A 25,035-nucleotide genomic window follows, 5' to 3' on the forward strand; every position below is an offset into this window, starting at 1 on the left:
CCGAGCTCATGGGACATCAACCATCAATGCGACGTAGATAGCTCGTCGCAAAGCAGCCGCTCGCTGGTGTCCGCCGACGTCAGCTGACTCGGCGCGATGAGTGGCAGGTCCTCATGACCGCGACCGTCAGCAATGGGCCCATTCCAGCCGGCCAGCGGACATCATGATTGCCGGAAAGCGGTCGTCGGCAGCGCCAGTCAACCCGCGACCAGGTCGCGGCCTGGCAACCGGAAAATTCAATCTATGGTGAAAAACCCGCCCGAAAATTCAAAGTGTGGTGACCAGCGGGTTCAAGGTAGCGTGCGGAACCGGCGCCTAACACCTTGATGCGCAAACGGTCGGCGGAACCATCATGGGCGCCGATCGACACCTGCTCAACCACCAGTCGCAGCCGCGCATTCGATGCCGGATCGGCCCCGCTGCGCGCGGCGATCATGATCTCCTTCGCGAGCTTGCCAAACAAGCGTCCTTTGGCGTTGGCCGCCAGGTCCTTGTGCTTGGCTTTCCATTGCGCGCCCATGTGGATGTTCCTTGAGTCTCGGCTTTGCCGCGGGTAAAGGATTCTGCCGCAGGCCCAAAGGACCGCGGCACGAGGGCAGCTACAGATCCAGTCGGGCCAGACCGCCGAATTGCCTCCCGGCGGCACTGAAGGCCGCCTCAACTCGCCGGCGTGCGCCCGCTCGAGCCCTACGCTCTTGATCGACGAGCAGCTTGCAGCGGTTGCTGTCCTTGGCTCGCGGGCTTCCACTGACGGCTCAATAGCTGCTTGCTGACCTTGAGTCCGGGTCAAATGGGTTCAGCTTGCCCGCGTGCGCGCGATACGAGTCGAACCTGATCAGGACGTTGGGGCTTGCGTCGTAAGTTCGCCGACAAGAGGGAGTGGCGGGTTCAAGCAACTCGAGAAGGCGCGGACGACGCGCGGTGGATAGCTGACCACGACATCCAGGTTGGCCCATCAGCCCCCGTACGAGATCGAGGCCCGCTTCAGGCCGTAGCGATCTTCCGCTCCCCGGACCCGGAACGTCCGCCTTCAGTCTTCTTGCCACGCTCGAGGCGTTCTACGCACAGCACAGCCCGCCCGCGGGCGTGCCTAGCTTGTGTTCTAGGGCCGAGCCCCGCGGCGCGGAGCAGAATCGGGAGGTTTTGTCGAAACCAAGGGGGCTCATGGCGCCGTTGGCGGGCCGGCGGGGCTTCTTGATCAAACCGGGGGACCACCATGCATGACAGCGACCCTGAGGGCAAGCGCCTTCCCATCAAGCTCGACGGCACCTCGAATGGCGAGTTCGCACCGGTGTCGCTGTGGCCGGCGAACATCGAAGCCAACCGCCTCGCACACGAGGCCGCGGCAACCAACGCGAAGCGGCTGGGATGCTCGAAGCGAGCGTTCCTGACCTCGTCCTGTGGCGCAGCCAGCACGCTGCTGGCCTTCAACGCGGCCAACGCCGCGGCCGGAAGGACCGGCGGCTTCTTCGAGCTGCCCCGCGACGCCGTGCTGGATATGCAGCTCGCGCGCGCGCAGGTCGGCCCCGCCAGGCAGGAGTTCATCCTCGACGTCCAGGGCCGCTTCATCGACACGCCGAAAGGCAATTCCAAGAGCGCGGAGGTCTTCCTCAAGGACGTGTTCATGGACAGCGACACCGACGTGATGGTGCTGTCCTTCGTGCCCTCCGCTCGCGACGCCGAACCGGTCACGATCCAGGCCGCCGACGAGGTCCGCAGGCTGGTCGACAAGCTCGAGGGAACGCACCGGCTGCTGCTGCATGGACGCGTCAACCCGAACCAGCCCGGAGACCTCGAGGGCATGGACGAGTTGCACGAGAAGTGGGGCATCAGCGCCTGGAAGACCTACACGCAGTATGGACCGAACGGCAAGGGCTACTTTCTGCACGACGACGTCGGCATCCGGTTCATCGAGAAGGCTCGCGCACTGGGCGTCAAGAACATCTGCATCCACAAAGGGCTGCCGTTCGGACCACGCTCCTACGAGCACAGCCAGTGCAGCGACATCGGCGTCGTCGCCAGGCGTTACCCGGACGTGAACTTCCTGATCTATCACTCGGGCTTCGTCAGCACGGTGACCGAAAAGGCCTACGACGCGAGCGGTAAGAGCGACGGCATCGACACGCTGATTACGTCCTTGCGCAAACACCAGGTCAAGCCGAACAGCAACGTCTATGCGGAGCTGGGCAGCACGTGGCGCTTCCTGATGCGTGACCCTGAACAGGCGGCTCACGCCATGGGGAAACTGATCGTCGCGTGCGGCGAGAACAACGTGCTGTGGGGCACGGATTCGATCTGGTACGGCTCACCGCAGGACCAGATCCAAGCCTTCCGGACGTTCCAGATCTCGGCGGAACTGCGCGAACGGCATGGCTATCCCGAGATGACGCCTGCGCTGCGGGCCAAGATATTCGGTCTCAACGCCGCGAACGTGTACGGCTTGACGCCGACGGAAGTGAAGCGATACACCGCCCGCGACTCGGTCGCCCGAAAGCGCATGGCCTACCTGGAGAAACCCGATCCTCACTTCAGGACCTACGGGCCAAAGACGCGACGCGAGTTCCTCAGGGTGTGCGATCCCGCTGGCTGAGCAGCGCAGGGGAGACTGTTGGCGGAAGACGCTCTCACCCGGTCCGTCTCAACGACTGGTTTCCACTCGAACCGTCGTTCGACCGACGCCGCGCGAGTGGCCGCAATCAGTCTAAAGCGGTAGAGGTTTAGGGCGCAGTGCACGCGGCCTATCAAACAACTCCCCTCAATGGCCAACCGTGCCTTGAAGCGACCTCCGTCAAAGGCTCCCCTGGAGGAGGACCAGAACGCAGCCAAGGTCACCGTCCAGAGCTTGTTACGCCCCCGTGCGACACCGCTGAGCCGCGGTGACACGAAACGCCCCTCCGCAAGGCGCAAGCTTGCAAGGCACGGCTCTACGTCTTTATTCCACGGACTACGACTTTATTTCCCCGACTACGAGTTTGTTCTCACAGAACAATCTTCTTCAGGTGCACCCCAACCCCGGGAATACCCCCACAGAAAAACGCCGGATCTTGCCTACATTGCTTGTATGCAAGATTACTGATCTCTTGCATGCAACCAAACACGGAGATCCCCCATGCCCCGTTTCGCCAAATCGCTCTTCGGTCAGGTGGTCATCGCGCTGGTGCTCGGCGTGCTGGCGGGCCTGTTCTTTCCCGACTTCGCCGTCAAGCTCAAGCCGCTGGGCGACGGCTTCATCAAGCTGATCAAGATGATCATCCCGGTGCTGGTGTTCTGCGTGGTGGTGCACGGCATCGCCGGCGCAGGCGACCTGAAGCGCGTGGGCCGGGTCGGCGTCAAGTCGCTGATCTACTTCGAGGTGCTGACCACCATCGCGCTGGCCATGGGCCTGGTGCTGGCCTTCGTGTTCAAGCCCGGCGTGGGCATGAACGTGGACCCCGGCGCGCTCGACGCTGCGGCCATGAGCGCCTATGCCTCGAACGCCGACAAGCTCACCAGCGGCGGCACGGTCGACTTCCTCATGAAGCTGATCCCGACCACGGTGGTCAACGCCTTCGCCACCGGCGACGTGCTGCAGGTGCTGCTGTTCGCGGTGCTGTTCGGCTGCGCGCTGGCGCTCCTGGGCCCGCGCGGCAAGCCGGTCGGCGATTTCGTCGACACGCTCTCGCTGGTGCTGTTCAAGATCATGGGCATCATCATCAAGCTGGCACCGCTGGGCGTGCTGGGCGCCATCGCCTTCACGGTGGGCAAGTACGGCATCGGCTCGCTCAAGCAGCTGGGCATGCTGGTGGCGCTGTTCTACGCTTCCGTCATCGTCTTCGTGTTCGTGGTGCTGGGCTTCGTGATGCGGCTCTCGGGCTTCAGCCTCGTCAAGCTGCTGCGCTACCTGCGCGAGGAACTGACCATCGTGTTCGCTACCACCTCGTCGGACAGCGTGCTGCCGCAGATCATGGCCAAGCTGCGCCACATGGGCATCCGCGACTCGACGGTGGGCCTGGTGATCCCGACCGGCTACTCCTTCAACCTCGACGCCTTCTCGATCTACATCACGCTGGCGGCCGTGTTTATTGCGCAGGCGACCAACACGCCGGTCTCGATGACCGACCTCTTGACCATCCTGGCGATCGCGCTGGTCACATCCAAGGGCGCGCACGGCGTGCCGGGTTCAGCGATCGTGGTGCTGGCCGCCACGCTGCATGCGATTCCCGCCATCCCGGCCATCGGGCTGGTGCTGGTGCTCTCGGTCGACTGGTTCATGGGCATCGCACGCGCCCTGGGCAACCTGATCGGCAACTGTGTCGCCACCGTCGCGATCGCGGCCTGGGAAGGCGACATCGACCGCGAGCGCGCCCATGCGGTGCTGAACGGCACCCACTCGCCCGAGGACGAGCCGCTGGCAGAGCCCGACTCCCCGGTCGCCGCGGCGCACGCCGCCCACGCCGCCCACTAGGGCTCATTCACAAGCCCTCGCCATGACCGACGTCACGCCCACCACCATCGCCGAGCGCGTGGTCGAAGCCATCCTGGCGCAGAAGCTCGCGCCCGGCGAGCGCCTCGGCGAGCAGGACCTGGCGGAGAACTTCGGCGTCAGCCGCACCATGGTGCGCGAGGCGCTGATGCAGCTGCAGGCGCGCGGCTTCGTCGAGGTGCAGTCGCGCCGCGGCTGGTACGTGGTGCAGCCTTCGGCCGAAGAGGCGCGCGATGCCTTCGCCGCGCGCCGCATCGTCGAGGCCGGCATCCTCGCCGAGGCGGGACGGCCGCTCTCGAAGGTGATCCGCAAGCTGCGCGAGCACATCGCCGACGAGAAGCGCGCCATCGCCGGCGCGGATGCCGCGACGCGCGCCTTCCTCTTGGCCGACTTCCATGTCTGCCTGGCCGACCAGATGGGCCACCGCCTGCTGGTCGACGTGCTGCGCGACCTCACGGCCCGCACCACGCTCGCGGCCACGCTGTTCCAGTCGAAGCACGAGGCCGGGCAATCGTGCGCCGAGCATGCGGCGATCGTGGCCGCGCTGGAGGCCGGCGACACGAAGCGCGCGCGGCAGCTGATGCTCGACCACATCGGCAACGTCGAGCAGGCGCTGCAGGTCGAAGTCGAAGCCGAAGCCGCGCCGGGCGCCGACGAGCGCCTGCGCGCCACGCTGGCGCCGGTGGCGCTCCCAAGGGCGTCGCGCTGAGGGAACGGCAAACCCGGTCGGCTACAGTAGCCGGCGTATGAATTCACCCCAACTCCAGCGCGGCATCTTCCTGTTCCTGCTGGCGTCCGTCACGGCCGCCTTCTTCTGGATCCTGGCCCCCTTCTCCGGCGCGGTACTCTGGGGCGTGGCGCTGGCCATCCTGTTCACGCCGCTCTACAAGCGGCTGCTCAGGGAGATGCCCAAGCGGCGCAACCTAGCGGCGCTCGCCACGCTCACGATCTGCCTTGTGATCGTGATCATCCCGCTCACGATGGTCACCGCTTCGCTGGTGCAGGAGGTGTCGCTGGTGGCGCAGAAGATCCGCTCGGGCGAGATCAACTTCGTGCGCTACCTGCAGCAGATCGCGGCCGCCTTGCCGCAATGGCTGCTCAACCTGCTGGACCGATTCGGCCTCGGCAACATCGAAGCGCTGCTGGCCAAGCTCTCGCAGGGCGCGGCCCAGGGCACCCAGCTGATCGCGACACAGGCGGTCAACATCGGGCAGAACACCTTCGAGTTCCTGGTCAGCTTCGCGGTCATGCTGTACCTGCTGTACTTCCTGCTGCGCGACGGCACCGAGCTGTCGAAGTCGGTGCGCGAGGCGCTGCCGCTGGCGCGGCCGCACACGCACTACCTGCTCAACAAGTTCACCACCGTGATCCGCGCCACCATCAAGGGCAACGTGGCGGTCGCGGCCGTGCAGGGCGCGCTGGGCGGCCTCGCGTTCTGGTTCCTGGACGTGCAGGGCGCGCTGCTATGGGCCGTGCTGATGGCCTTTCTCTCGCTGCTGCCGGCGGTGGGCGCGGCGCTGATCTGGCTGCCCGTGGCGCTCTACTTCCTGGCCACCGGCGAGATCTGGCAGGGCGTGTTCCTGATCGTCTTCGGAGTGGTCGTGATCGGGCTGGTTGACAACATCCTGCGGCCGCTCCTGGTCGGCAAGGACACCCAGATGCCCGACTACATCGTGCTGCTCTCCACCATCGGCGGCATGGCACTCTTCGGCATCAACGGCTTCGTGATCGGGCCGGTGATCGCCGCGCTATTCCTGGCCGCCTGGGACCTGTTCTCCTCGTCGAACGAGGAGCAGGACGAGCCGCCGACCTGAATCCGGGCGCGCTTCGCCCGCCGCTCTCGCATTTGGCGCGCGCATTCTGCATTCCGTCGCATGGCGCTGGGCAGCAGCCGGCGGCCGCGCGATCTTCGGGCCTCCACTTCCGACGAGGCCCTAATGAATCCTTCTGCTCCCCTGCCCCGCCCCGGCGTGCGCGCCCTGTGCGCCGCCGCCCTGGTCGCCCCGCTGGGCGCGCTCGCCGCCGACCTGACCCTGAGCGTCGTGGACGGTCCGGCGACCGAAGCCACGCTCTATGTCGCGTTGTTCGACAGCGCCGAAGGCTATGCCGGCAACAAGGCGCTGGCGGCCCAGACCATGCCGCTGCGCGCCGGCGCGGCCCGGCTCGCCTTCCCTGGCCTGGCGCCCGGACGCTATGCGCTGCGAGTGTTCGCGGACGAGAACGGAAACGGCAAGCTCGACACCAACCCCATGGGCATGCCGACCGAACGCTACGGCTTCTCGAACGACGCCAAGGGCAACCGCGCCGCGCCGGGCTTCGATGCCGCGTCGTTCAGCGTCGATGCCGATCTCAAGACCGTCATCCACCTGCGCTGAGGCGGAGATGCTAAGACGCGAACTCCTGCGCCTGCTCGCATCGGCCGGCGCCACTCCCCTGCTGACCTCTATCGTGCATGCCGGCACCGACAGCTGGCAAGCCGACTTCGAAGCCTCCGATGCGCCCTGGAAGATCGGCTTCGCCACGCCACCGGCCGACCTGCCGCTCGCCCGCACCGCGGTGCGCGGCCGCTTCCCCGACGCGGTCGCGGGCACGCTCTTTCGCATCGGCCCGACGGGCCACGACCTGGGCGGTGAGCGCTACCACCACTGGTTCGACGGCGACGGCATGGTGCATCGCTTCGTCATCGAAGGCACGCAGGTCCATCACCAGGGCCGCTACGTCCAGACGCCCAAGCGCGTGGCCGAAGTGCGCGCCGGCCGCCGGCTGACCGAGGCCTTCGGCACGATCCCGCCGGGCGTCGAGCCGCCGGCTTCGGCCGACAGCATCAATGTCGCCAACACCAGCGTGCTGCCGCTCCCGGGCGAAGTGCTCGCACTGTGGGAAGGCGGATCGGCCACGCGCGTCGACGCACGCACGCTCGACACCCTGGGCCTGAAGACCTGGCGCCCCGACCTCGCCGGCATGCCCTTCTCGGCCCATCCCAGGGTGGACCCGGACGGAACGATCTGGAACTTCGGCGTCGGCTCCGGCCAGGGGCTGCTGGCGCTCTACGAGATCGCACCCGACGGCGCGCTGCGCCGCGCGGCCGTGGTGCCGGTGGCCGAGCTGCCGATGGTCCACGACTTCGCCGTCACCGAGCAGCACCTGGTCTTCCTGATGCCGCCGCTGGTCTACGACGTCAAGCGCAAGGAGGCCGGCGCGAACTTTCTCGATGCGCACGTGTGGCGCCCGGAGCTCGGCATGCGCGCGCTGGTGGTCGACAAGAAGAATTGGGACCGGCGCCAGCTGCTCACGCTGCCGGCGGGTTTTCTGTTCCACGTCGGCAATGCGTGGGAAGAGAACACGCCGCGCGGCACGCGGATCCACATCGACTACGTGCGCTCGGAGAACGCCAGCTCGGTGTTCACCACCAACCGCGAGCTGATGCGCGCTCGCCGCGTGAAGAGCACCGATCCGTACCTGACCGTGGCCACGCTGAATCTCGCCACCGGACAGGCCACGCAAGAGGCGCTGCCGCTGGACGCCGAGTTCCCGCGCATCGACCCGCGCCGCGTCGGCCTGCGCCATCGCAGCGTGGTGCATGCGACGCAGGGCAAGCGCGAGCAGCCCGGCTTCGGCGCCGTCGCGCGCACCGATGTCGAAACCGGCCGCAGCCAGCGCTTCGCCTACGGCCCGCAGGCGATGGTGGAGGAACACCTGTTCGTGCCCGACGGCACGGGCCCGGGCTGGATCCTCGGCACCGTGCTCGACATCGCGCAGAAGCGAACGCTGTTGTCGTGCTTTGCGGCCGATCGGCTGGCTGCCGGGCCGGTGGCGCAGGCGACGCTGCCCTATGCGTTGCCGCTAGGCTTGCACGGGGCTTTCGTGCCGGCCTGAAGGAAGGCAGGCCCCATCATCTGCCGATACCAGGCATGGAAGTGCCACATGCCGTCCTCCAAAGGCGACTGGTAGGGCCCCACCTCCGAGACGCCGCGCTCGAGCAGCGCGCGGCGGCCCGCGTCCATGCGCTCGCCGATCTCGTCGTCTTCCCTGGCGGTTTCCATGTAGGCGGCGCGTTGCGCCTCGACGAACTCGCGTTCGAAGGCAGCGATCTCCTCCGGGTAGTAGAACTCGACGACATTGACCGTGTCCTGCGGCCCCTTCGGATAGAGCGTCGACAGCACCAGCACATGCGGATAGAGCTCGATCATGTGGGTCGGGAAATAGGTCACCCACACCGCGCCGAAATCGGGCGCGGCGCCGGTTCGGTAGTCCAGCAGGCGCTCGTGCCAGGTGCGATAGACCTCCGAGCCGGGCTGGCTCAGCGATTGATGGACGCCGACGCGCTGCATGCTGTACCAGTCGGCGAAGTCCCAGTGCAGCTCGCTGCAGCTGACGAAAGCGCCCAGGCCCGGGTGGAACGGCGCGACGTGGTAGTCCTCCAGGTACACCTCGATGAAGGTCTTCCAGTTGTAGTTGCACTGATGAACCTCGACATGGTCGAGCACGTAGTCCGAGAAATCGAATTCCGGCCGCGCGAACAGGGCCGCCATGTCCTGCGCCGGATCGCGCGCGCCCTCGAACAGCAGGCCCTGGCAGTTGCGCAAGCCGAAGCGCTGCAGGTTCTTGCAGGGTTTGGGCTCGAACTGCGGCGCGCCCAGCAGCTCGCCGCGGTCGTCGTAGGTCCAGCGGTGCAGCGGGCAGACGATGTGGCCGCCGGTCGCGCCCAGGTTGCCGCTGGGGTTGGCGAGCCCGCGCACGTCGCCGGTCTCGCCCCCGAGGATCAGCGCCTGCCGGTGCCGGCAGACGTTGGACATCAGCGTCACCCCCTCGGCGTTGCGCACCAGCACGCGGCCGCCGCCCTCCTGCGCGAGCCGGCGCCAGTCGCCGACCTGCGGGACGGTCTTCTCGTGCCCGACGTAGCGGGCCGATCGATCGAAGATCAGTTCCTGCTCGCGCGCGAACAGGGCTGGGTCGAAGTAGGCATCGACGGGCAGTTGCGTGGACGCCGGCAGAACATGCGTGAGGCGTGCGACATCGTTCATCGGAATCTCCAAGGCGTGACGGGATGCACCGGGCCAGGCCGGCGGCGGCGCATCGCGGGAATGGATCAGGAATCGGCCAGCAGGCGGGCGATTCGCGTGTCGAGCGGGAGCTTGGGACAGGTGCTGCACTGCTCGCCGTCGCGGCGGCGGAAGTGGTGGCAGCACACCTTGCGGTCGAGCGCGAGCGCGGGCGTGCCGTCGCGCGCCCGGTAGGCGAAGAAACCGCAGCCGCCGGCGATGCCGAGGCGCGCAAGCCAGGCCACGCCGAGTGCGGCGAGCTCGCTGTCGCTGCAGGCCGGCGCGTGGCGATGCACCAGCAGCAAGGCGCCGAGCACGCATTCGGCCTGTAGGCGATCGGCCGCGCGCGCATGCAGCGCCACCGAGGGTGCCAGCGCCGCGCGCATCGAATCGCAGAACACGCGCAGCTCGGCGGCCGCGGCATCCATGCGCGCCGATGCGCTCCCTGTGACCGGCGCATGGACGGGCAGCTGGAAGCCGCGCGGAAAACCCTCGGCCACCGGCTGCGCGAGACCGGCGAGCCGCGGCACGTGCGTGTCCTGGTGCGCGGCGATCACGCTCAGATAGACCGGCTGCCAGATCGCCAGCCCCCAGCAGCGCAGCGCCCGGTAGTGCGCGCCGGCCTCCGGATAGGCCTCGGCCCAGTGGCGGCACAGCGCGCGCAGGCTTGTCTGGTCGCCTTCGCGCAGCGCGCCGGGCGAGACCTCACTGCCCTGCGTGCCGCACAACCCGGGAACGATGCGCTGCGCCAGCCGCAGCATGCGGGCGAGGTCCGGATCGGGCCGCGCGGCCGGCATCGCGCCGGCAACGACGGAACCGCTCGCGCTCGCCTGCATGCCGAGGGTCACGCCACGCTTTCCGCCAGCGCGGCCGATGACGCCTGCGCCGCCGGGCGGCGGCGGAACTTGGCGATGGGGTTCGCGAGGTTGCCCGCCATCTTCAGGCTGGAGGCCGGGTCGGACAGGTTCACCATCTGCACGTTGTTGCCGAGCTGCAGGCGGTTCAGGCAGGAATGCAGGAACTCGGGCACGAACATGTCGTAGTGCGCGTACTTGGCGGCGCGCTCCGGGTGCGCATCCTGATAGTCGTGCACGCAGTCGGCCACGGCGCGCCAGAACTCGTCTTCGCTGCAGCAGTCGTTTTCCACCAGCACCTGGTTGATATGGCGCAGCACGCCGTCGAACACGTCGATGAAGATGGCGAGCAGCTTGAAATGGTCCGGCACATCCACCGCGATGCGATCGACGCGCTCCGGCAGGCCTGCCTTGGCCGCGATGTCGAGGATGGCGCATTCCTCGGCGATGTCCTTCATGATGGCACGCACCGGCACTTGGCCGGAGAGCACCAGGATCAGGTTCTCGCCGTGCGGCATGAAGGTCAGGTCGTGCGCATAGAAGCAATGCAGCAGCGGCGTCAGGTAGGCCTGCAGATAGCGGCCCAGCCAGGCCACGGTGCCCAGGCCGGAGCGGCGAATCAGCTCGGGCAGCAGCGCATGGCCGTCCTTGTCGACATGCAGCAGCGCGGCCATGGTCATCAGGCGCTCGCCCGGCTGCAGCAGCGGCAGCGGGCTCTCGCGCCACAGCGCCGAGAACATCTTCTTGTAGGGCGTATCGAGCGGGATCGCGGCCTCGTAGTAGTGGTTGCGGAAGCCCATCGAGGCGACCTCCTGCAGGATGGTGAATCCGTTCGCGCGCAGGAACTCGTCGTCCGTCACCAGCTTCTTGATGAACTCGTTGATGGCCGGCGTGCCCGACATGTAGTAAGGCGAGAGGCCGCGCATGAAGCCCATGTTCAGGATCGACAGCGAGGTCTTCACATAGCGCTTGGAACGGTCGCTGGTGTTGAAGAAGGTGCGGATCGACTGCTGGGCGATGTAGCGGTCGTCGCCGTAGTCCAGGCAGATGATCTTGCGCCGCGCCACGTAGCCGGCGAAGGCGATCGACAGCTTGTTGAACCACTGCCACGGATGCGCGGGCATCAGGTAGTAGTCGGCCGGGTCGACCTCCAGTTCGTGCAGCCGGGCGGTGAAGCGCCCGACCGTCTCGGCACCCAGTTCCTCGGCCAGCAGCTGCTCGTAGCTCAGCGTGGAGATGCTGGCGAAGGCGGCGTTGTCCTTGTGCACGGCCAGCCAGATCACGCGGATGTCGGAGCCGGCCTCCGGCGCATAGGCGCGGTAGTCGACCGCATTGAAGCCCAGCCGCCCGTTGTTGGCGACGAAGCCCGGGTGACCTTCGGTCATGCCGACCTCGATGGTCTGGAAGTCCGTGGCGTCGGCGAGCTCGGCGCTGCTGGGCGCATCGGCCTTCATGCGCTTGAAGGCGCTGCCGAACAGCGTGCTGCTGATCTCGTCGAGGTAGATCGGCAGCAGGTCCTCGCGGATACCCAGGCGCTGGCGGCATTCGATGATGAACTGCAACGCATCGAGCGGCTCGTCGACGTCGCCCACCAGCTTGCGGATCGACTCCGGCTTGATATGCCAATGGCGCAGTGCCAGGCATTGCGCCTCGAACAGATAGCGCACGGCGCCGTCGTCCGACAGCAGCTCGTAGAGCGCGAAGCCGCCGGTGGTCGGCTTCAGCTGCTCCGGCTCGACGATCAGCTCGTGCGCGTATTCGGCGATCGCCTTGCGCAGCAGCAGGCGATTGGCCTGGGCCCACACCTCCGGCGTCAGGTGTGCGGCGGCCTCGGCCGGGCGTTGCGAGAGTTGGTTCACGAGGGTGAGGTTCATGGATGGATTTCCTCCAGGGTGGCGGCCGTGGCCTGTTCAAAATCTCGCCGGGTGCAGAAGGCGAGGCTGGCGATCTTCTCGGTGAAGACAACGTCGCGGTCGTAGACGAAGCCTGCCGACCGGTTCAGTGCGTGGATCTTTTGGTTGGTAGCGTCCGGCTCCACCACAATGCGCTCGGCGCCCAGGTGGGCGAACATGAAGCGCATCAGCGCGTGGAACACGGCGCGCGTGAAGCCGCGAATGCGCACATCCGACGGCCCGACGAAGATGTGCATGCCCAGGTCGCGGGGCCGCACCTCGTAGAAGCTGCGGATGCGGTCGTGCGCGGGGTCGTAGCATTCGGCCAGGAAGGCGGTCCGGCCCTCGTGCAGGCCGATGTAGGCGGTGGCGGTGCCGGAATCCATCATGGCCTGGTAGGCCTCGCGGACTTCGTCTTCGGTCTTGTCCTGCATCAGCCAGAAGGCGGCGCGTTCCTGCGTGAACCAGCGGTGCAGCATCGGCACGTCCTGCGGAATGCGCAGCGCTCGGAACACGAAGCCCTCCGCATCGCGGTACGACGCCAGCGCAGCCTCGGCGCGGCGGTGGACGCTGTCAATTCGCATGGGCCGGCACCTCCAGCTTGGCCACATGATCGGCGCTGGGCACGTTGAGGATCAGGCGATCCAGCAGCGCGGTCAGCACGAAGCCACCCGCCGCCAGCAGGAAGGGCAGGTGCAGCCCGTAGCGATCGACGATGGCGCCGGCCGCGAACGAGGACAGCAGCACCCCCAGGTTCTGGAAGAAGTTGGTGATGCTGTAGTCGTGCGCATAGCGCTCAGGCGTCGACAGGCGAAACAGGTTGACTTCGAGCTTGACGATGATCTGGAACAGCGCCCAGCCGTACAGCACGCGCCCCAGCACGATCCACACCGGGTCCGGCGCGGCATGCAGCAGCAGGCCGACCATGCCCAGCAGCAGGTTCCCCACGGTGTGGTCGGGCAGCCGGCCGCCGCGCGCGCGGATGCGGGCATGCAGGCGCAGCGCGACGATGGCGACCACGCCGGGGATGGCGAAGGCCATGCCGGAGATCAGCTCGCTGTCGTAGCCGGTCGTCTTCTGCCAGTAAACCGAGAAGAAGGGGCGGATCAGGTAGGCGCTGAAGTCGAACAGCAGCATCACCAGCGCCAGCCGCAGGATCGGCAGCCGGGCACGCCAGTCGAAGCGGCGCGGCGCGGCAGCAGCGGCGGCGGCCGCCTGCGCATGCTCGCCGCTGTTGACGCGCACGATCTTGCCGCTCCGGATCAGGTACATGCAGACCGCCATCTGGAAGAAGTCGCCGGCGGCCATCGCATAGATGCTGGCGCGCGGCCCCCAGGCCTCGAGCACCAGGCCGCCCACCACGGCGCCGAAGATGGCGCCGAAGTGCACCACCACCGACAGCACGCCGATGGTGGCCGCGTGCTCGTCCTTGGGCGTGAGGCGCATCATGTACGGGTACATCAGCAGGTAGCTGCTCTTGCACATGAACATCAGCATCGACAGCATCCAGTACGTCTCGACGTCGGGCGCCCAGTCGCAGAGCAGGCTGAAAGTGCCGGCGGCGAACTGCGTGTAGACCAGCAGGTACAGAGGCTCGACGCGGCGCGCCACGCGCGCCCAGATCGGCAGCGTGCACATCACCGCGATCGAGATGGCCGCCACGTAGGCGCCCACGTGGACCGCGCTGTCCAGCCCGTAGCGTTCACTGAAGAACTGCGGATAGAAAGGAATCAGGATGGCGTCGCTGATGACGGCCAGCACCGTCATCGCGATGATGTGAAATCTGAGGCTCATGGTGTTCCGCTTCAGAGCCTGACGAAATCCGCGCTCGCGGGAATCGAAAAATCCTGGATCGCGATGCGCCGCTCGATGCGGTAGTGCTCCACACCCGTCAGCTCATGCAGGATGTAGGAGTTGCGCCAGCAGCTCATGCCGAGGTCCTGGTTGGTCATGCCGTGGGTGTGCTGGCCGGCGTTCTGCACGAAGATCTCGTTGCCGTTGAAGTCCGCCGCGTAGTTGCGCGCCAGCCGGTAACGGCCCTTCTCGTCCCAGCGCAGGCGATGGCGGATGCCCTCGATGAAGGGCGGGATGTTCTCGCGGTAGCCGGTGGCGAAGACCAGGCCCTCGGTGCGGTGCGCATAGCGCGCCTCGCAGTCGAGCTGGCGGAATTCGATCTCGTAGCTGCCGCCGGCGGCGTCGTAGCGGCAGTCCTGCAGCTCGCAGTTGGTGATGAGGTGCGTGCGGAGCCGCCCGCGCGTGCGGCGGTCGTCGAGCAGGTCGTAGATCTGGTTGATCAGGCTGGCGTTGACGCCCTTGTAGAGGCTGTCCTGCGTGCGGACGATGCGCTCCTTCTTCTCTTCGTCGAGGTTGAAGAAGTAGTCGATGTAGTCCGGCGAGAACATCTCCAGCGTGAGCTTGGTGGTCTCCATCTGGAAGAAGCGCGGCGAGCGCGTGATCCAGGTCAGGCTGTAGTCGTGCGCCTCGGCTTCCTTGAGCAGGTCGTGATAGACCTCGGCCGCGCTCTGGCCGCTGCCGACGATGGTGATGGAGCGCTTCTGCTGCAGCTGCGCCTTGCTCTCGATGTAGTCGGCGGTGTGCAGATAGCGGTGCTCGCTCGGCTTGCAGCAGGCGGGGAACAGCGGCTTGGAGCCCACGCCCAGCACCAGCTTGCGGCCGCGCAGGACGAAAGGCTCGCGCTTCGGCCCGCGCACGCCGGTCACGACATAGCAGTTGCGCTCGGCGTCGTGGACGACTTCCTGCACCTCGTACTCGAAGCGCACGTTGCTCAACTGCGCCGCGGCCCATCGGCAGTAGCGGTTGTACTCGGCGCGCGTCAGGTAGAAGCTCTCGCGGAAGTAGTACGAGTAGATCTTGCCCTCTTCCTTGCAGTAGTTGAGGAAGCTGAAGCGGCTCTTCGGGTCCGCCAGGCTCACCAGGTCGGCCAGGAAGGGGTTCTGCAGCGTGGTGTTGTCGATCAGCATCCCCGGATGCCAGCTGAACTCCGTGTTGCGCTCGAGGAAGATGCCGTTCAGATCGGCAATGGGCTGCGCCAGGCAGGCCAGGCTCAGATTGAAGGGCCCGAGCCCGATTCCGATGAATTCATGAATGTCTTGTCTCATTGCACGCCATCTCCTTGTTTCCCCTACCACTGGTAGGTGAAGGTTGCAGTCACGTTGCGGGCGTCGCCCCAGTAGCAGTAGTCCTGGTTCATGCACGACGCCACATACGACTTGTTGAAAAGGTTGTTCGCGGCCAGGCGCAGGTTGGAGCCCTTGAGCGACGGGTTCAGGCGCCCGAGGTCGATGCGCAGCATCAGGTCCACCAGCAGGTACGCGGGCACCTTGAAGCTGTTGGCGTTGTCGACCCAGCTGGTGCCCACATAGCGCACGCCACCGCCCACCGTGTAGCCCGGCGCGAAGCTCCAGTCGCCCCACACCGAAGCCATGTGGCGCGGCGCCTGATAGGGCGTCTTGCCGGTGAAGCCGTCCGGCGACTCGATGTACTTCATGTCGGTGTAGGTGTAGGTCGCCAGCACCGACACGTCGCGCGTCAGCTGCGAGCGCGCCTCCAGCTCCAGCCCGCGCGAGCGCACCTTGCCGGCAGCCTCGAAGTAGGCGGCGCCCACCGGACGCGTGGCGACGTTCTTCTGCTCCAGGTCGTACACGGCCGCCGAGAGCAGCGTGTTCGAATCCTTGGGCTGCCAGCGGACGCCGGCCTCCACCTGCTCGGTTTCGGCCGGCGGCAGGATGTTGCCCTGCCGGTCGTTGCGCAGGCCCGGATTGAAGCCGTCCGAATAGCCGACGTAGGGCGCGACGCCGTTGTCGAACAGGTAGACGGCGCCGACGCGCTTGGTGAACTTGGAGCCACTCCATTGCGCCGGGGCGCCGGTGCCCATCTGGTTCGACGCCTTCGCCCGGTCCTCGCGGCCGCCCAGCGTGAGGCGCCAGCGGCCCAGTGCCATCTGGTCCTGCAGGTAGAAGCCGGTCTGCTCGAAGCGGCGGTCGATCGGGAAGCTCGTCACGTCGCTCAGGCCGGGGAAGCCATAGACGGGGGCGAACACGTTGATCGGCAACGCGCCTCCCGACTCCCAACTGCCGTCGACCTGGCGCTTCTGGTAGTCCAGGCCCGCGAGCAGCGTGTGCTCGACCGCGCCCGTCTGGAAGCGGCCTTCGAGCTGGTTGTCGATCGTGTGGCCGCGCGTCGATTCGCGGGCGCCGGAGTAGAAGCGCGTCAACTCGTCGGCGCTCGCCCAGCCATAGCCGTAGACCTGGCGCAGCGTGGTGTCCGCCGTGACGTAGCGGAAGTTCTGCCGGAACTTCAGCTGCTCGCCGAAAGCATGCTCGAACTGGTAGCCGACGAAACGCTGGGTGCGATGGTATTTCTCGATGCTCGGATCGCCATCGAAGAAGTAGCGCGAGATCCGGCGGCCGTTGTGCTTGGCGTTGATGCTGCCGTCCGCCGGCACGCCGCTGTGGTAGCTGCCCTCCGGATCGTCCTGGAGATAGGCCTGCAGCAAGAGGCGCGTGTCCTTCGAGGGCTTGATCAAGAGCGAAGGCGCGATGGCGCGCCGCTCCTCCTTCACGTGGTCGAACTGCGAGTCCAGCTTGCGCGCCAGCGCCGTCACGCGAAACGCAGCCACGCCGTTGGAATCGACGGGCCCCGTGAGGTCGACCGCACCCTCCAGGCGGTTGCGGTTGCCGACGGTGAGCTGGACTTCGCGGTGGGGCTCGAATTGCGGCGTCATGCTGGTCAGGGCCACCACACCGCCCGGCGACGCGCGCCCGTAGAGCACCGAGGCCGGCCCGCGCACGACGTCGATGCGCTCCAGGAAATAGGGGTCGACCTGCATCGAGGTGTAGCTGCCCTGATCGCTCAGCATGCGCAGCCCGTCGAGCAGGGTGCTGTCGACGCTGCTGTCCTTGAAGCCGCGCAGGGCCACGTAGTCGTAGCGGTTGGAGGACCCCACGAGGCCGGTGAAGGCGCCCGGCGTGTAGTTGAGCGCCTCGTTGATGGCGCGCGGCTTCTGGTCTTCCAGCTGCTGCTTGGTCACCACGGAGATGGACTGCGGCGTCTCGATGATGGGCGTATCGGTCTTGGAGCCCGAAGCGCTGCGCCTGGCGACGTAGCCGTTCACGCCGGTGGCGCTGTCCTGCTCCGCGTTGGCGCTGACCGTCACCACCGGCAAGCGCGCGGCATCCGATGTCGGCGGCGCCGCCTTGACGACCACGGCATTGCCGTCGACAGACGCCGTCAGCCCGCTGCCGGCCAGCACGCGGTCCAGCGCCTGCCGGGGTGTCAGCCGGCCCGAGACGACCGGCGCCGTCTTGCCCGCCACCAGCGCGGGCGGCACCATCAGTTCAAGCCCGGTCTGGCGCGCCAGGTCGTTGAGCGCCTGCGCCAGCGGCTGCGCCGCGATGCTGATCGGCACCGGGGTGGAGGCTTGGCTGTGCGCGGCGGTAGCGGCAAAGGCGAATGCCGCGGACAGAGCCAGCGGCGCGGCGTGGAAGCGGGGGCAGGGCATGCGTTCGTTTGCGGGAAAGGTAAATAAGAATCCTTCCCATGTAGACGCACCGGCTTTGCGAAACCCCAGGTGGGCCGCAAAGTTTTTTTCGCTTTGCGATTACTTGGCCGAAACGATCTCCGTCATGCCTTCGTGCTCGCGCAGCCGCACCGGCAGCACCTGCGGCAGTGCGCGCGAGAAGTTGTCGAGCCGGCGCGGATCGAAAGTACCGGTGACCCGCAGCGCAGCCACAGCCGGGTCGCGCACGATCAGCTTCGCGGGGCCATAGCGCTCGAATTCGGCCAGCGCCTGCGCCACCGACGCGTTGTCGAAGCTCACGCGGCTGTCGTGCCAGGGGGCGATGCCGGCGGCCGGCACGGCAGTCACAGCGCCGAGCCGGCCTGCCGCATCGCTGACGATCTGCTGGCCGCCCCTCAGTTCTACGGCGGCGCCATCGCCGGCCACGCGCACGCGGCCCTCCTCCACCGCCACGCGCACGTTCTGGTTGCCCGCGATGCCGGGTGTGTGGCGCACCGAGAAACGGGTGCCGACGACCGTGATGCGCAGCGGCCCCGCCCACACGTCGAAAGGACGCGAGGGATCGGACTTGACCTGAAGCTCGATCTGGCCCTCGGGTAAACGCAGCTCGCGGCGCCGGCGATGGAAGATCACCTCGGCACGGCTCGCGGTGTCGAGCCGCAGGTGGGTGGCGTCGGGCAATGTCAGCTCGAGCTGCTGGCCGCGCGCGGTGGCAAAGCTCTGGGCGAACACCGGCTGCTGCCAGTGGTTCCAGGCCAGGTAGCCGCCGCAGCACACCACGAGAGCCGCTGCGGCGGCGGCCCCTTGCGGCACCAGGGCAGTCAGCTGGTGCCACCAGGCGCGGCGATGCGATCGCGCCTGCGCCGCGGCCTTGTCCCCCGCCAGCTTCTTCCGCAGGCTGCGCACGCCCTCCGCCGGCAGCGCATCGAGCGCATCCCAGTCGCGCTGCCAGCGCGCGAAGGCCTTGCCGTGGGCCTCATCCGCAGCCAGCCAGGCCTGGAGCGCGGCTTCGTCGGCGGCACCGAAGCCCCCGCCCCTTTGGCGCACGAGCCAATCCAGAGCCGTGCTCTCGGGCTCTGCGGATGACGCGGCTGGCGGTTCGGCTGGCGGCTGTGTGGTCATGGCGCAGTATTCGGCTCCTTCATGTAGACGCACCAGCGGCCTTAAACCCTATGCCGTGCCATCGAGTGCGTTCTTGCAGCGCCGGCAGGCCTGCATGGCCAGTTGAATGTGCTGCTCGACCATCTTGCGCGAAATGCCCATGCGCTCGGCCACCTCTACATGCGGCAGGCCGTCGAACTTGTGCAGGATGAAAGCCTCGCGGCAGCGCAGCGGCAGCGCGTCGATGGTGGCGAGCATGGCGCTCACCGCCTGGCCCGAGGCGGCGGCCATGTCGGGCTCGAAGGCCCGCGGCGCGGCCAGTTCGTCGAGATCGAGGGCGGCCTCCTCGGCATCCGGCTGCAGCGCCTCGCCGCGCACTTCGCTGCGGCGGTACTGGTCGATCTGCAGGTTGCGCGCCGTGCGATAGAGCAGCGCGCGCGGCTCGGGCACCGCCTGCCCCGAGCGCTGCACCGCGAGGACGCGCGCATAGCTTTCCTGCACCAGATCGGCCGCGGCATCGCGGTTGCGCGCCGTGCGGGAGCAGAAATTCAGCAGTTCCTGGTAGTAGCGCTCGAGCACAAATCGACTTTGGCAATGGAGAGCAAATGAGAGTCATTCTCATTATGGACGATCCGTATGACCGATCCGCGAAGGGCCTGCAGGCCTCAGCGCTGCCTCACGCGTCGCGAAAGCGCAGGCGATGCATTCGCCGCCTCGACTCTTTGCCTCTCGGCCTCTTTCCTGAAGTCCCCCGTGCTCATGCCGAAGCGACGCCTGAAAAGCTTGCCGGCATAGCTTGCGTCTCGCACGCCGATTTCGTCGGCCAGCGCGGCAAGACTGCTATCGGCGTTGAGCAAGCGCCAGCGAAGGTGCTGCAGCCGCATCTCCTGCCAGTACGCTTGCGCGGTCTGCTCGAACTGCTGCAGGAAGCGGCGGTCGAGCTGGCGCCGGCTGATGCCCACGCTGCTCGCGATATCAGCGACCGAACACGTGCTGGCGAGCCTTTTGCGCATCAGGCCGATGGCGCGACCGACGTAGCGGCCGACCTGCGGCTCGGCACTTTGCGACTTGAGCAGATGGCGGCTTGCGCGCGGCTCGTCAACCAGCATGTCAGCCAGGCCCTTGAGCGCGCGTGCGCGGCCGCAGTGCTGCACCAGCAGCTCCACGGCCACGTCGATCGCGGCGCTGCCGCCTGCGCAGGTGATGCGCTTGCCATCAAAGAGATAGAGCTGCTCGGTTTTGATGGGGATGCGCGGGAATGCGGCCTCGAATTCCAGTGCGTGCCGCGGATGCAGCGCGACCTTGTGCCCGTCCAGCAGCCCAAGCTCTGCGAGCAGGAAGCAGCCGTTGTCCATGCTCAGGAGCGTGAGCCCATGCCGCACCGCGCCCTTGACAAGCGACGCGTAGGCCCGCGCCCGGCGCCGCGTGTCGGTGGCGCTGCGGCCGCCAAAGACGACGAGGTAGTCGTAGTCGGACCAGCGCACCTGCTGCGGCGTGAGCTGGATCGAGATCTCCACGCCGCTGTTCGAAGTGACAGTGCCGGCCTTGAGGCCCACGATGTCCCAGCGGCAATGGCGCTGCCGGCTGTAGTCCTCATCGTCGGCCGAGAAGCGCAGCTTGTCGAGAAAGCCGCCAAAGGGCAGCAGCGCGAAATCCGGCAGCGGAAGGATGAGCACGCGCACGTCCGGCGCGATGGGCTTCGCCTGCGCAGGCGGCAGCACGACGCGGCCGGGTCGCTTGCGAACCGCGGTTCTGGCGATGTCCAAATCGGCTGGTAACACGTCCAAATCTTACTTCGGTGTTTGACCCACGGTGTGTGACAGTGCATCCACTTTCCTTCACTCGTACGGATTCGCAATCATGGCGCTCGGCACTTGGTTGATCTATCTGGCAGCAGCCACCGGCCTGGCCTTGATGCCCGGCCCCAACGGCTTGCTCGCGCTGACGCACGGCGCGCTCTACGGGCGGCGCATCACGCTGTTCACGATTTGCGGAGGCGTGCTCGGCTTCGTGCTCGTGCTCGCGCTGTCGATGTTCGGCATCGGTGCCGTGCTGGACGCTTCGGCACAGGCGCTCACGGTGATGAAGTGGCTCGGCGGTGCCTACCTCGTGTGGCTGGGCATCCAGGTGTGGCGCTCGCCGCCGCCTGCACTCGAGGTCGCTTCGCAGCGGCAGCGGCCGCGCCACGGATGGAGCCTCTTCAGCCAGGGCTTCCTGTCTGCGGTGACCAACCCCAAGGCAGTTCTGTTCTTTGTCGCGTTCCTGCCGCCCTTCATCGACCCGCATCGCGATCTCGTGACGCAGTTCGTCGTGATGGCCGCGACATTCGCCGTCATCGAGTTCTTTGTCGAACTTCTGATGACCTTGCTGGCCAGCAGCATGCGCGGCTGGCTGCACCACAGCGGCAAGCGCTTCAACCAGATCTTCGGAGCCGTGTTCGTGCTGATCGGCGCCGGCGTGACACTGGGCCCCTGATCAATTGGCCGATACCACCGATCTGAGACATCCCTGCTGAGCGACGTCGCCCTACCGTTCCCACCACCCTTCCCCAAAGCGCCCCTGCAGAAAGGCCACGAAGCTCGATACCTTCCCCGGCACCAGCTTGGGCGAAGGGAACACGGCGTGGATCTCCTGCTCGGGCAGTGCATGGCCCGGCAGCACCTCGACCACCTTGCCCGCGGCCAGCGAATCGCTCGCCACGTAGCGCGGCATCAGCGCGATGCCGAGCCCCTCGCGTGCCGCGGCGAGTACGGCCGAAAGATTGTTGGAGCGCAGCCGGCCCGTGACCGGCACCGTGACCGGCTCCCCCTTGGGCGTGTGCATGCGCCAGACGTCGTCGCCCACCACGCTGCTGTAGATCAGCGCCACGTGCGCACTCAGGTCCTGCGCACGCTTCGGCGTGCCGTGCTTCTTCAAGTAGCCCGGCGCCGCCACCATGACCCACGGGTTCATGCCGAGAAAGCGCGCGCCCAGCGAGGAATCGGCCAGCTTGCCCATGCGCACCGCGACGTCGATGCCCTGCGCGATCAGGTCGACGTAGCGGTCCTCGAAGCTGAGATCCACCTGCACCTGCGGGTTGCGCGCCATGTACTCCAGCGCCAGCGGCACCACCACGCGCCGGCCGAAGGCGACCGAGGTGCCGACGCGCAACAGCCCCTGCGCCTGCGATTCGCGCCGCCGCACCACGCTCTCGGCCTCCTCGGTCTCGCGCACGATGGACTTGCACTTCTCGTAGTAGAGCGCGCCCGATTCGGTGAGGCTCACGCCGCGCGTGTTGCGGTTGAGCAGGCGTACCTTGAGCCGCGCCTCGGTGGCCGCGACCTGCTTGGTCACCGTGGGCTGGGTGGTGTTGAACTCGCGCGCCGCCTTGGAGAAGCTGCCGGTCTCCACCACGCGCACGAACATCTCCATTGCCAACAGTCGATCCATGCCCTGGATCGTAGCCAGTTATTCCGCCCTGGAATAGCTTTTATGGTCCGGCGCCGCCTTCTGCACGAGGCCTCGATTTCCTACAGTCGAGGCCTCTGAAGGAGACAAGCAACATGGCAAAGATGACCGCGGCCCAGGCCGCCGTTCTGGTGATGGAAAAAGAAGGCGTGACCCAGGCCTTCGGCGTGCCCGGCGCCGCCATCAATCCGCTCTACTCGGCGCTGCGCAAGCACGGCAGCATCGCCCACATCCTGGCGCGCCACGTCGAAGGCGCCTCGCACATGGCCGAGGGCTACACCCGCGCCATCGCCGGCAACATCGGCGTGTGCATCGGCACCTCGGGGCCGGCCGGCACCGACATGATCACCGGCCTCTACTCGGCGTGGGCCGATTCGATCCCGATCCTGTGCATCACCGGCCAGGCGCCGCGCGCGCGGCTCTACAAGGAAGACTTCCAGGCGGTGGACATCGAGTCGATCTCCAAGCCGGTCACCAAGTGGTCGGTCACGGTGCGCGAGCCGGGCCAGGTGCCGCAGGTGTTCCAGCAGGCCTTCCACCTGATGCGCTCGGGCCGCCCGGGCCCGGTGCTGATCGACCTGCCGTTCGACGTGCAGATGGCGCAGATCGAGTTCGACATCGACACCTACCAGCCGCTCACCCCCTACAAGCCGGCCGCCACGCGCGCGCAGATCGAGAAGGCGATCGCGATGTTGAACGCGGCCGAGCGCCCGCTGATCGTGGCCGGCGGCGGCATCATCAATGCCGACGCCAGCGACTTGCTGGTGCGCTTCGCCGAGGCCACCGGCGTGCCGGTGATCCCGACCCTGATGGGCTGGGGCACCATCCCCGACGACCATCCGCTGATGGCCGGCATGTGCGGCCTGCAGACCAGCCACCGCTACGGCAACGCGACCATGCTCGCTTCCGACTTCGTGCTCGGCATCGGCAACCGCTGGGCGAATCGCCACACCGGCTCGGTCGAGGTCTACACCAAGGGCCGCACCTTCGTGCACGTCGACATCGAGCCGACGCAGATCGGCCGCGTCTTCACGCCCGACCTCGGCATCGTGTCGGACGCCAAGGCCGCGCTCGAGCTCTTCGTCGAAGTCGCAGAGGCCATGAAGGCCAAGGGCCAGTTGCCGAACCGCGGCACGTGGGCCGGCGAATGCCTGGAGCGCAAGAAGACGATGCTGCGCAAGACCAACTTCGGCGACGTGCCGATGAAGCCGCAGCGCGTCTACCAGTGCATGAACCGCAACTTCAGCCGCGACACCTGCTACGTGAGCACCATCGGGCTTTCGCAGATCGCCGGCGCGCAGTTACTGCACGTCTACAACCCGCGCAACTGGATCAACTGCGGCCAGGCCGGCCCGCTGGGCTGGACCATTCCCGCCGCGCTCGGCGTGCGCGCCGCGGACCCGACGCGCAAGATCGTCGCGCTCTCGGGAGACTACGACTTCCAGTTCATGATCGAGGAGCTGGCCGTGGGCGCACAGTTCAAGCTGCCCTACATCCACATCGTGGTCAACAACTCGTACCTCGGCCTGATCCGCCAGGCGCAGCGCGGTTTCGAGATGGACTACTGCGTGCAGCTCGGCTTCGAGAACATCAACGCGGGCGTTGACAGCGGCGTCGAGCGCAGCTACGGCGTGGACCATCTCAAGGTGATCGAGGGCCTGGGCTGCAAGGCGATCCGCGTCTACAAGCAGGAAGAGATGAAGCCCGCCATCCAGCGCGCCGAAGCATTGATGGCCGAGTTCAGCGTGCCGGTGGTGATCGAGGTCATGCTGGAGCGCGTGACCAACATCTCGATGGGCACCGAGATCGACGCCGTCAACGAATTCGAGCCGCTGGCCGAAAGCCGCGAAGACGCGCCCACGGCCGTTGGCGTGGCAATGCTCGACTGATTCCCGAGGAGACAACACAGATGCCCCGATTCGCAGCGAATCTCACGATGCTCTTCACCGAGCTGCCGTTCATGGAACGCTTCGAGGCCGCCGCCAAGGCCGGCTTCAAGGCGGTCGAATACCTGTTCCCCTATGCCTACGACAAGAAGGAACTGACCGCCGCCCTGCGTGCCAACGGCCTGCAGCAGGTGCTGCACAACCTGCCCGCCGGCAACTGGGACGGCGGCGAGCGCGGCATCGGCTGCCATCCCGACCGGGTGAGCGAGTTCCGCGAAGGCGTGGGCATGGCGATCGACTACGCAACGGCGCTGGGCTGCCCCAAGCTCAACTGCCTGCTGGGCAAGCTGCCGCAGGGCGTGGGCCCGGCCGAGGCGAACAAGGTGGCGGTCGAGAACCTGCGCTTCGCGGCCCGCGAGCTGCAGGCGGCCGGCATCATGCTGCTGATCGAGCCGATCAACCACTTCGACATTCCCGGCTTCTTCCTGACCCGCACCGACCAGGCGCTGGCGCTGATCGAGGAAGTCGGCTCGGCCAACCTGCTGCTGCAGTACGACATCTACCACGCGCAGCGCATGGAAGGCGAACTGGGCGCGACGATCGCGAAGAACATGGCCAAGATCGGCCACATCCAGCTGGCCGACAACCCGGGCCGCGGCGAGCCCGGCACCGGCGAGATCAACTACCCGTGGCTCTTCAAGCACATCGATGCCGCCGGCTACACGGGCTGGATCGGCTGCGAATACAAGCCGAAGAGCGACACCGTCAACGGCCTCGGCTGGCGCACCGCCCTCACGCAATAAATACACACA

At 67.0% G+C, this 25,035-nt stretch carries 20 protein-coding genes and 1 pseudogene; 9 read left to right on the forward strand and 12 right to left on the reverse strand.

The window, feature by feature from the left end:
• Window positions 1–370: 370 nt before the first annotated feature.
• Window positions 371–520: pseudogene (locus ACSQ89_RS21375) on the reverse strand (YebC/PmpR family DNA-binding transcriptional regulator); the annotation flags it as partial.
• 696 nt (window positions 521–1,216) lie between these two features.
• Here ACSQ89_RS21375 and ACSQ89_RS21380 point away from each other — a divergent pair.
• The 6 genes from ACSQ89_RS21380 (at window position 1,217) to ACSQ89_RS21405 (ending at window position 8,338) form a co-directional block, all read left to right on the forward strand.
• A complete protein-coding gene (locus ACSQ89_RS21380) occupies window positions 1,217–2,590 on the forward strand; it encodes an amidohydrolase family protein (protein ID WP_436296366.1) in 1,374 nt (457 codons plus the stop codon).
• A gap of 519 nt (window positions 2,591–3,109) precedes the next feature.
• Window positions 3,110–4,444 (forward strand): C4-dicarboxylate transporter DctA, encoded by a 1,335-nt coding sequence (locus ACSQ89_RS21385; protein WP_436295008.1) that lies wholly within the window; start codon window positions 3,110–3,112, stop codon window positions 4,442–4,444.
• 22 nt (window positions 4,445–4,466) lie between these two features.
• A complete protein-coding gene (locus ACSQ89_RS21390) occupies window positions 4,467–5,171 on the forward strand; it encodes a GntR family transcriptional regulator (protein ID WP_436296367.1) in 705 nt (234 codons plus the stop codon).
• 37 nt (window positions 5,172–5,208) lie between these two features.
• On the forward strand, window positions 5,209–6,276 hold the full coding sequence (locus ACSQ89_RS21395) for an AI-2E family transporter (protein ID WP_436295006.1): 1,068 nt from the start codon (window positions 5,209–5,211) through the stop codon (window positions 6,274–6,276).
• A 123-nt stretch (window positions 6,277–6,399) separates the two neighbouring features.
• On the forward strand, window positions 6,400–6,837 hold the full coding sequence (locus tag ACSQ89_RS21400) for a DUF2141 domain-containing protein (RefSeq protein WP_436295005.1): 438 nt from the start codon (window positions 6,400–6,402) through the stop codon (window positions 6,835–6,837).
• 7 nt (window positions 6,838–6,844) lie between these two features.
• Window positions 6,845–8,338, forward strand: a complete 1,494-nt coding sequence (locus tag ACSQ89_RS21405) for a carotenoid oxygenase family protein (RefSeq protein WP_436296368.1) — start codon at window positions 6,845–6,847, stop codon at window positions 8,336–8,338.
• Here ACSQ89_RS21405 and ACSQ89_RS21410 read toward each other — a convergent pair.
• From ACSQ89_RS21410 to ACSQ89_RS21455, 10 genes are all read right to left on the reverse strand, one after another.
• The gene (locus ACSQ89_RS21410; RefSeq protein WP_093111264.1) at window positions 8,293–9,486 is read right to left on the reverse strand and encodes an aromatic ring-hydroxylating oxygenase subunit alpha; all 1,194 of its coding nucleotides are present in this window, start codon (window positions 9,484–9,486) and stop codon (window positions 8,293–8,295) included. The genes ACSQ89_RS21405 and ACSQ89_RS21410 overlap by 46 nt on opposite strands.
• Before the next feature lie 65 nt (window positions 9,487–9,551).
• Entirely contained in the window at window positions 9,552–10,352 is an 801-nt protein-coding gene (locus ACSQ89_RS21415) for a siderophore ferric iron reductase (RefSeq protein ID WP_436295003.1), read from the reverse strand.
• On the reverse strand, window positions 10,349–12,232 hold the full coding sequence (locus tag ACSQ89_RS21420; protein WP_436295002.1) for an IucA/IucC family protein: 1,884 nt from the start codon (window positions 12,230–12,232) through the stop codon (window positions 10,349–10,351). Before ACSQ89_RS21420 ends, ACSQ89_RS21415 begins: the two co-directional genes overlap by 4 nt.
• On the reverse strand, window positions 12,229–12,834 hold the full coding sequence (locus ACSQ89_RS21425) for a GNAT family N-acetyltransferase (protein ID WP_436296369.1): 606 nt from the start codon (window positions 12,832–12,834) through the stop codon (window positions 12,229–12,231). The genes ACSQ89_RS21420 and ACSQ89_RS21425 overlap by 4 nt, the downstream gene beginning before the upstream one ends.
• Window positions 12,824–14,044 carry an MFS transporter gene (locus ACSQ89_RS21430; protein WP_093111257.1) on the reverse strand — a complete coding sequence of 407 codons (1,221 nt, stop codon included), beginning with the start codon at window positions 14,042–14,044 and terminating at the stop codon, window positions 12,824–12,826. Before ACSQ89_RS21430 ends, ACSQ89_RS21425 begins: the two co-directional genes overlap by 11 nt.
• An 11-nt stretch (window positions 14,045–14,055) precedes the next feature.
• Window positions 14,056–15,369 (reverse strand): lysine N(6)-hydroxylase/L-ornithine N(5)-oxygenase family protein, encoded by a 1,314-nt coding sequence (locus ACSQ89_RS21435; RefSeq protein WP_436295000.1) that lies wholly within the window; start codon window positions 15,367–15,369, stop codon window positions 14,056–14,058.
• A 23-nt stretch (window positions 15,370–15,392) separates the two neighbouring features.
• Window positions 15,393–17,771, reverse strand: coding sequence for a TonB-dependent siderophore receptor (locus ACSQ89_RS21440; protein WP_436294999.1), 2,379 nt, complete (start codon window positions 17,769–17,771; stop codon window positions 15,393–15,395).
• 99 nt (window positions 17,772–17,870) lie between these two features.
• Window positions 17,871–18,911 carry a FecR family protein gene (locus ACSQ89_RS21445; protein WP_436294998.1) on the reverse strand — a complete coding sequence of 347 codons (1,041 nt, stop codon included), beginning with the start codon at window positions 18,909–18,911 and terminating at the stop codon, window positions 17,871–17,873.
• A 48-nt stretch (window positions 18,912–18,959) separates the two neighbouring features.
• Window positions 18,960–19,469: a sigma-70 family RNA polymerase sigma factor gene (locus tag ACSQ89_RS21450; RefSeq protein WP_436294997.1), complete on the reverse strand. Its 510-nt coding sequence runs from the start codon at window positions 19,467–19,469 to the stop codon at window positions 18,960–18,962.
• A gap of 86 nt (window positions 19,470–19,555) precedes the next feature.
• The gene (locus tag ACSQ89_RS21455) at window positions 19,556–20,656 is read right to left on the reverse strand and encodes a GlxA family transcriptional regulator (RefSeq protein ID WP_244504092.1); all 1,101 of its coding nucleotides are present in this window, start codon (window positions 20,654–20,656) and stop codon (window positions 19,556–19,558) included.
• 94 nt (window positions 20,657–20,750) lie between these two features.
• On the opposite strand from ACSQ89_RS21455, the gene ACSQ89_RS21460 reads away from it, so the two are divergent.
• On the forward strand, window positions 20,751–21,365 hold the full coding sequence (locus tag ACSQ89_RS21460) for a LysE family translocator (protein WP_436294996.1): 615 nt from the start codon (window positions 20,751–20,753) through the stop codon (window positions 21,363–21,365).
• 51 nt (window positions 21,366–21,416) lie between these two features.
• Here ACSQ89_RS21460 and ACSQ89_RS21465 read toward each other — a convergent pair whose 3' ends face one another.
• Window positions 21,417–22,319: a LysR family transcriptional regulator gene (locus ACSQ89_RS21465; RefSeq protein ID WP_093111245.1), complete on the reverse strand. Its 903-nt coding sequence runs from the start codon at window positions 22,317–22,319 to the stop codon at window positions 21,417–21,419.
• Between the two features lie 113 nt (window positions 22,320–22,432).
• Between ACSQ89_RS21465 and gcl the strand changes: the two genes are divergently transcribed.
• Together gcl and hyi are read left to right on the forward strand one after the other, a co-directional pair.
• On the forward strand, window positions 22,433–24,226 hold the full coding sequence (gcl, locus tag ACSQ89_RS21470; RefSeq protein ID WP_436294995.1) for a glyoxylate carboligase: 1,794 nt from the start codon (window positions 22,433–22,435) through the stop codon (window positions 24,224–24,226).
• A gap of 20 nt (window positions 24,227–24,246) precedes the next feature.
• Window positions 24,247–25,026 carry a hydroxypyruvate isomerase gene (hyi, locus tag ACSQ89_RS21475; protein ID WP_093111243.1) on the forward strand — a complete coding sequence of 260 codons (780 nt, stop codon included), beginning with the start codon at window positions 24,247–24,249 and terminating at the stop codon, window positions 25,024–25,026.
• Window positions 25,027–25,035: the final 9 nt, after the last annotated feature.

Origin of the sequence: Variovorax sp. LjRoot175, assembly GCF_964253805.1 — a bacterium.
GTDB lineage: Bacteria > Pseudomonadota > Gammaproteobacteria > Burkholderiales > Burkholderiaceae_C > Variovorax.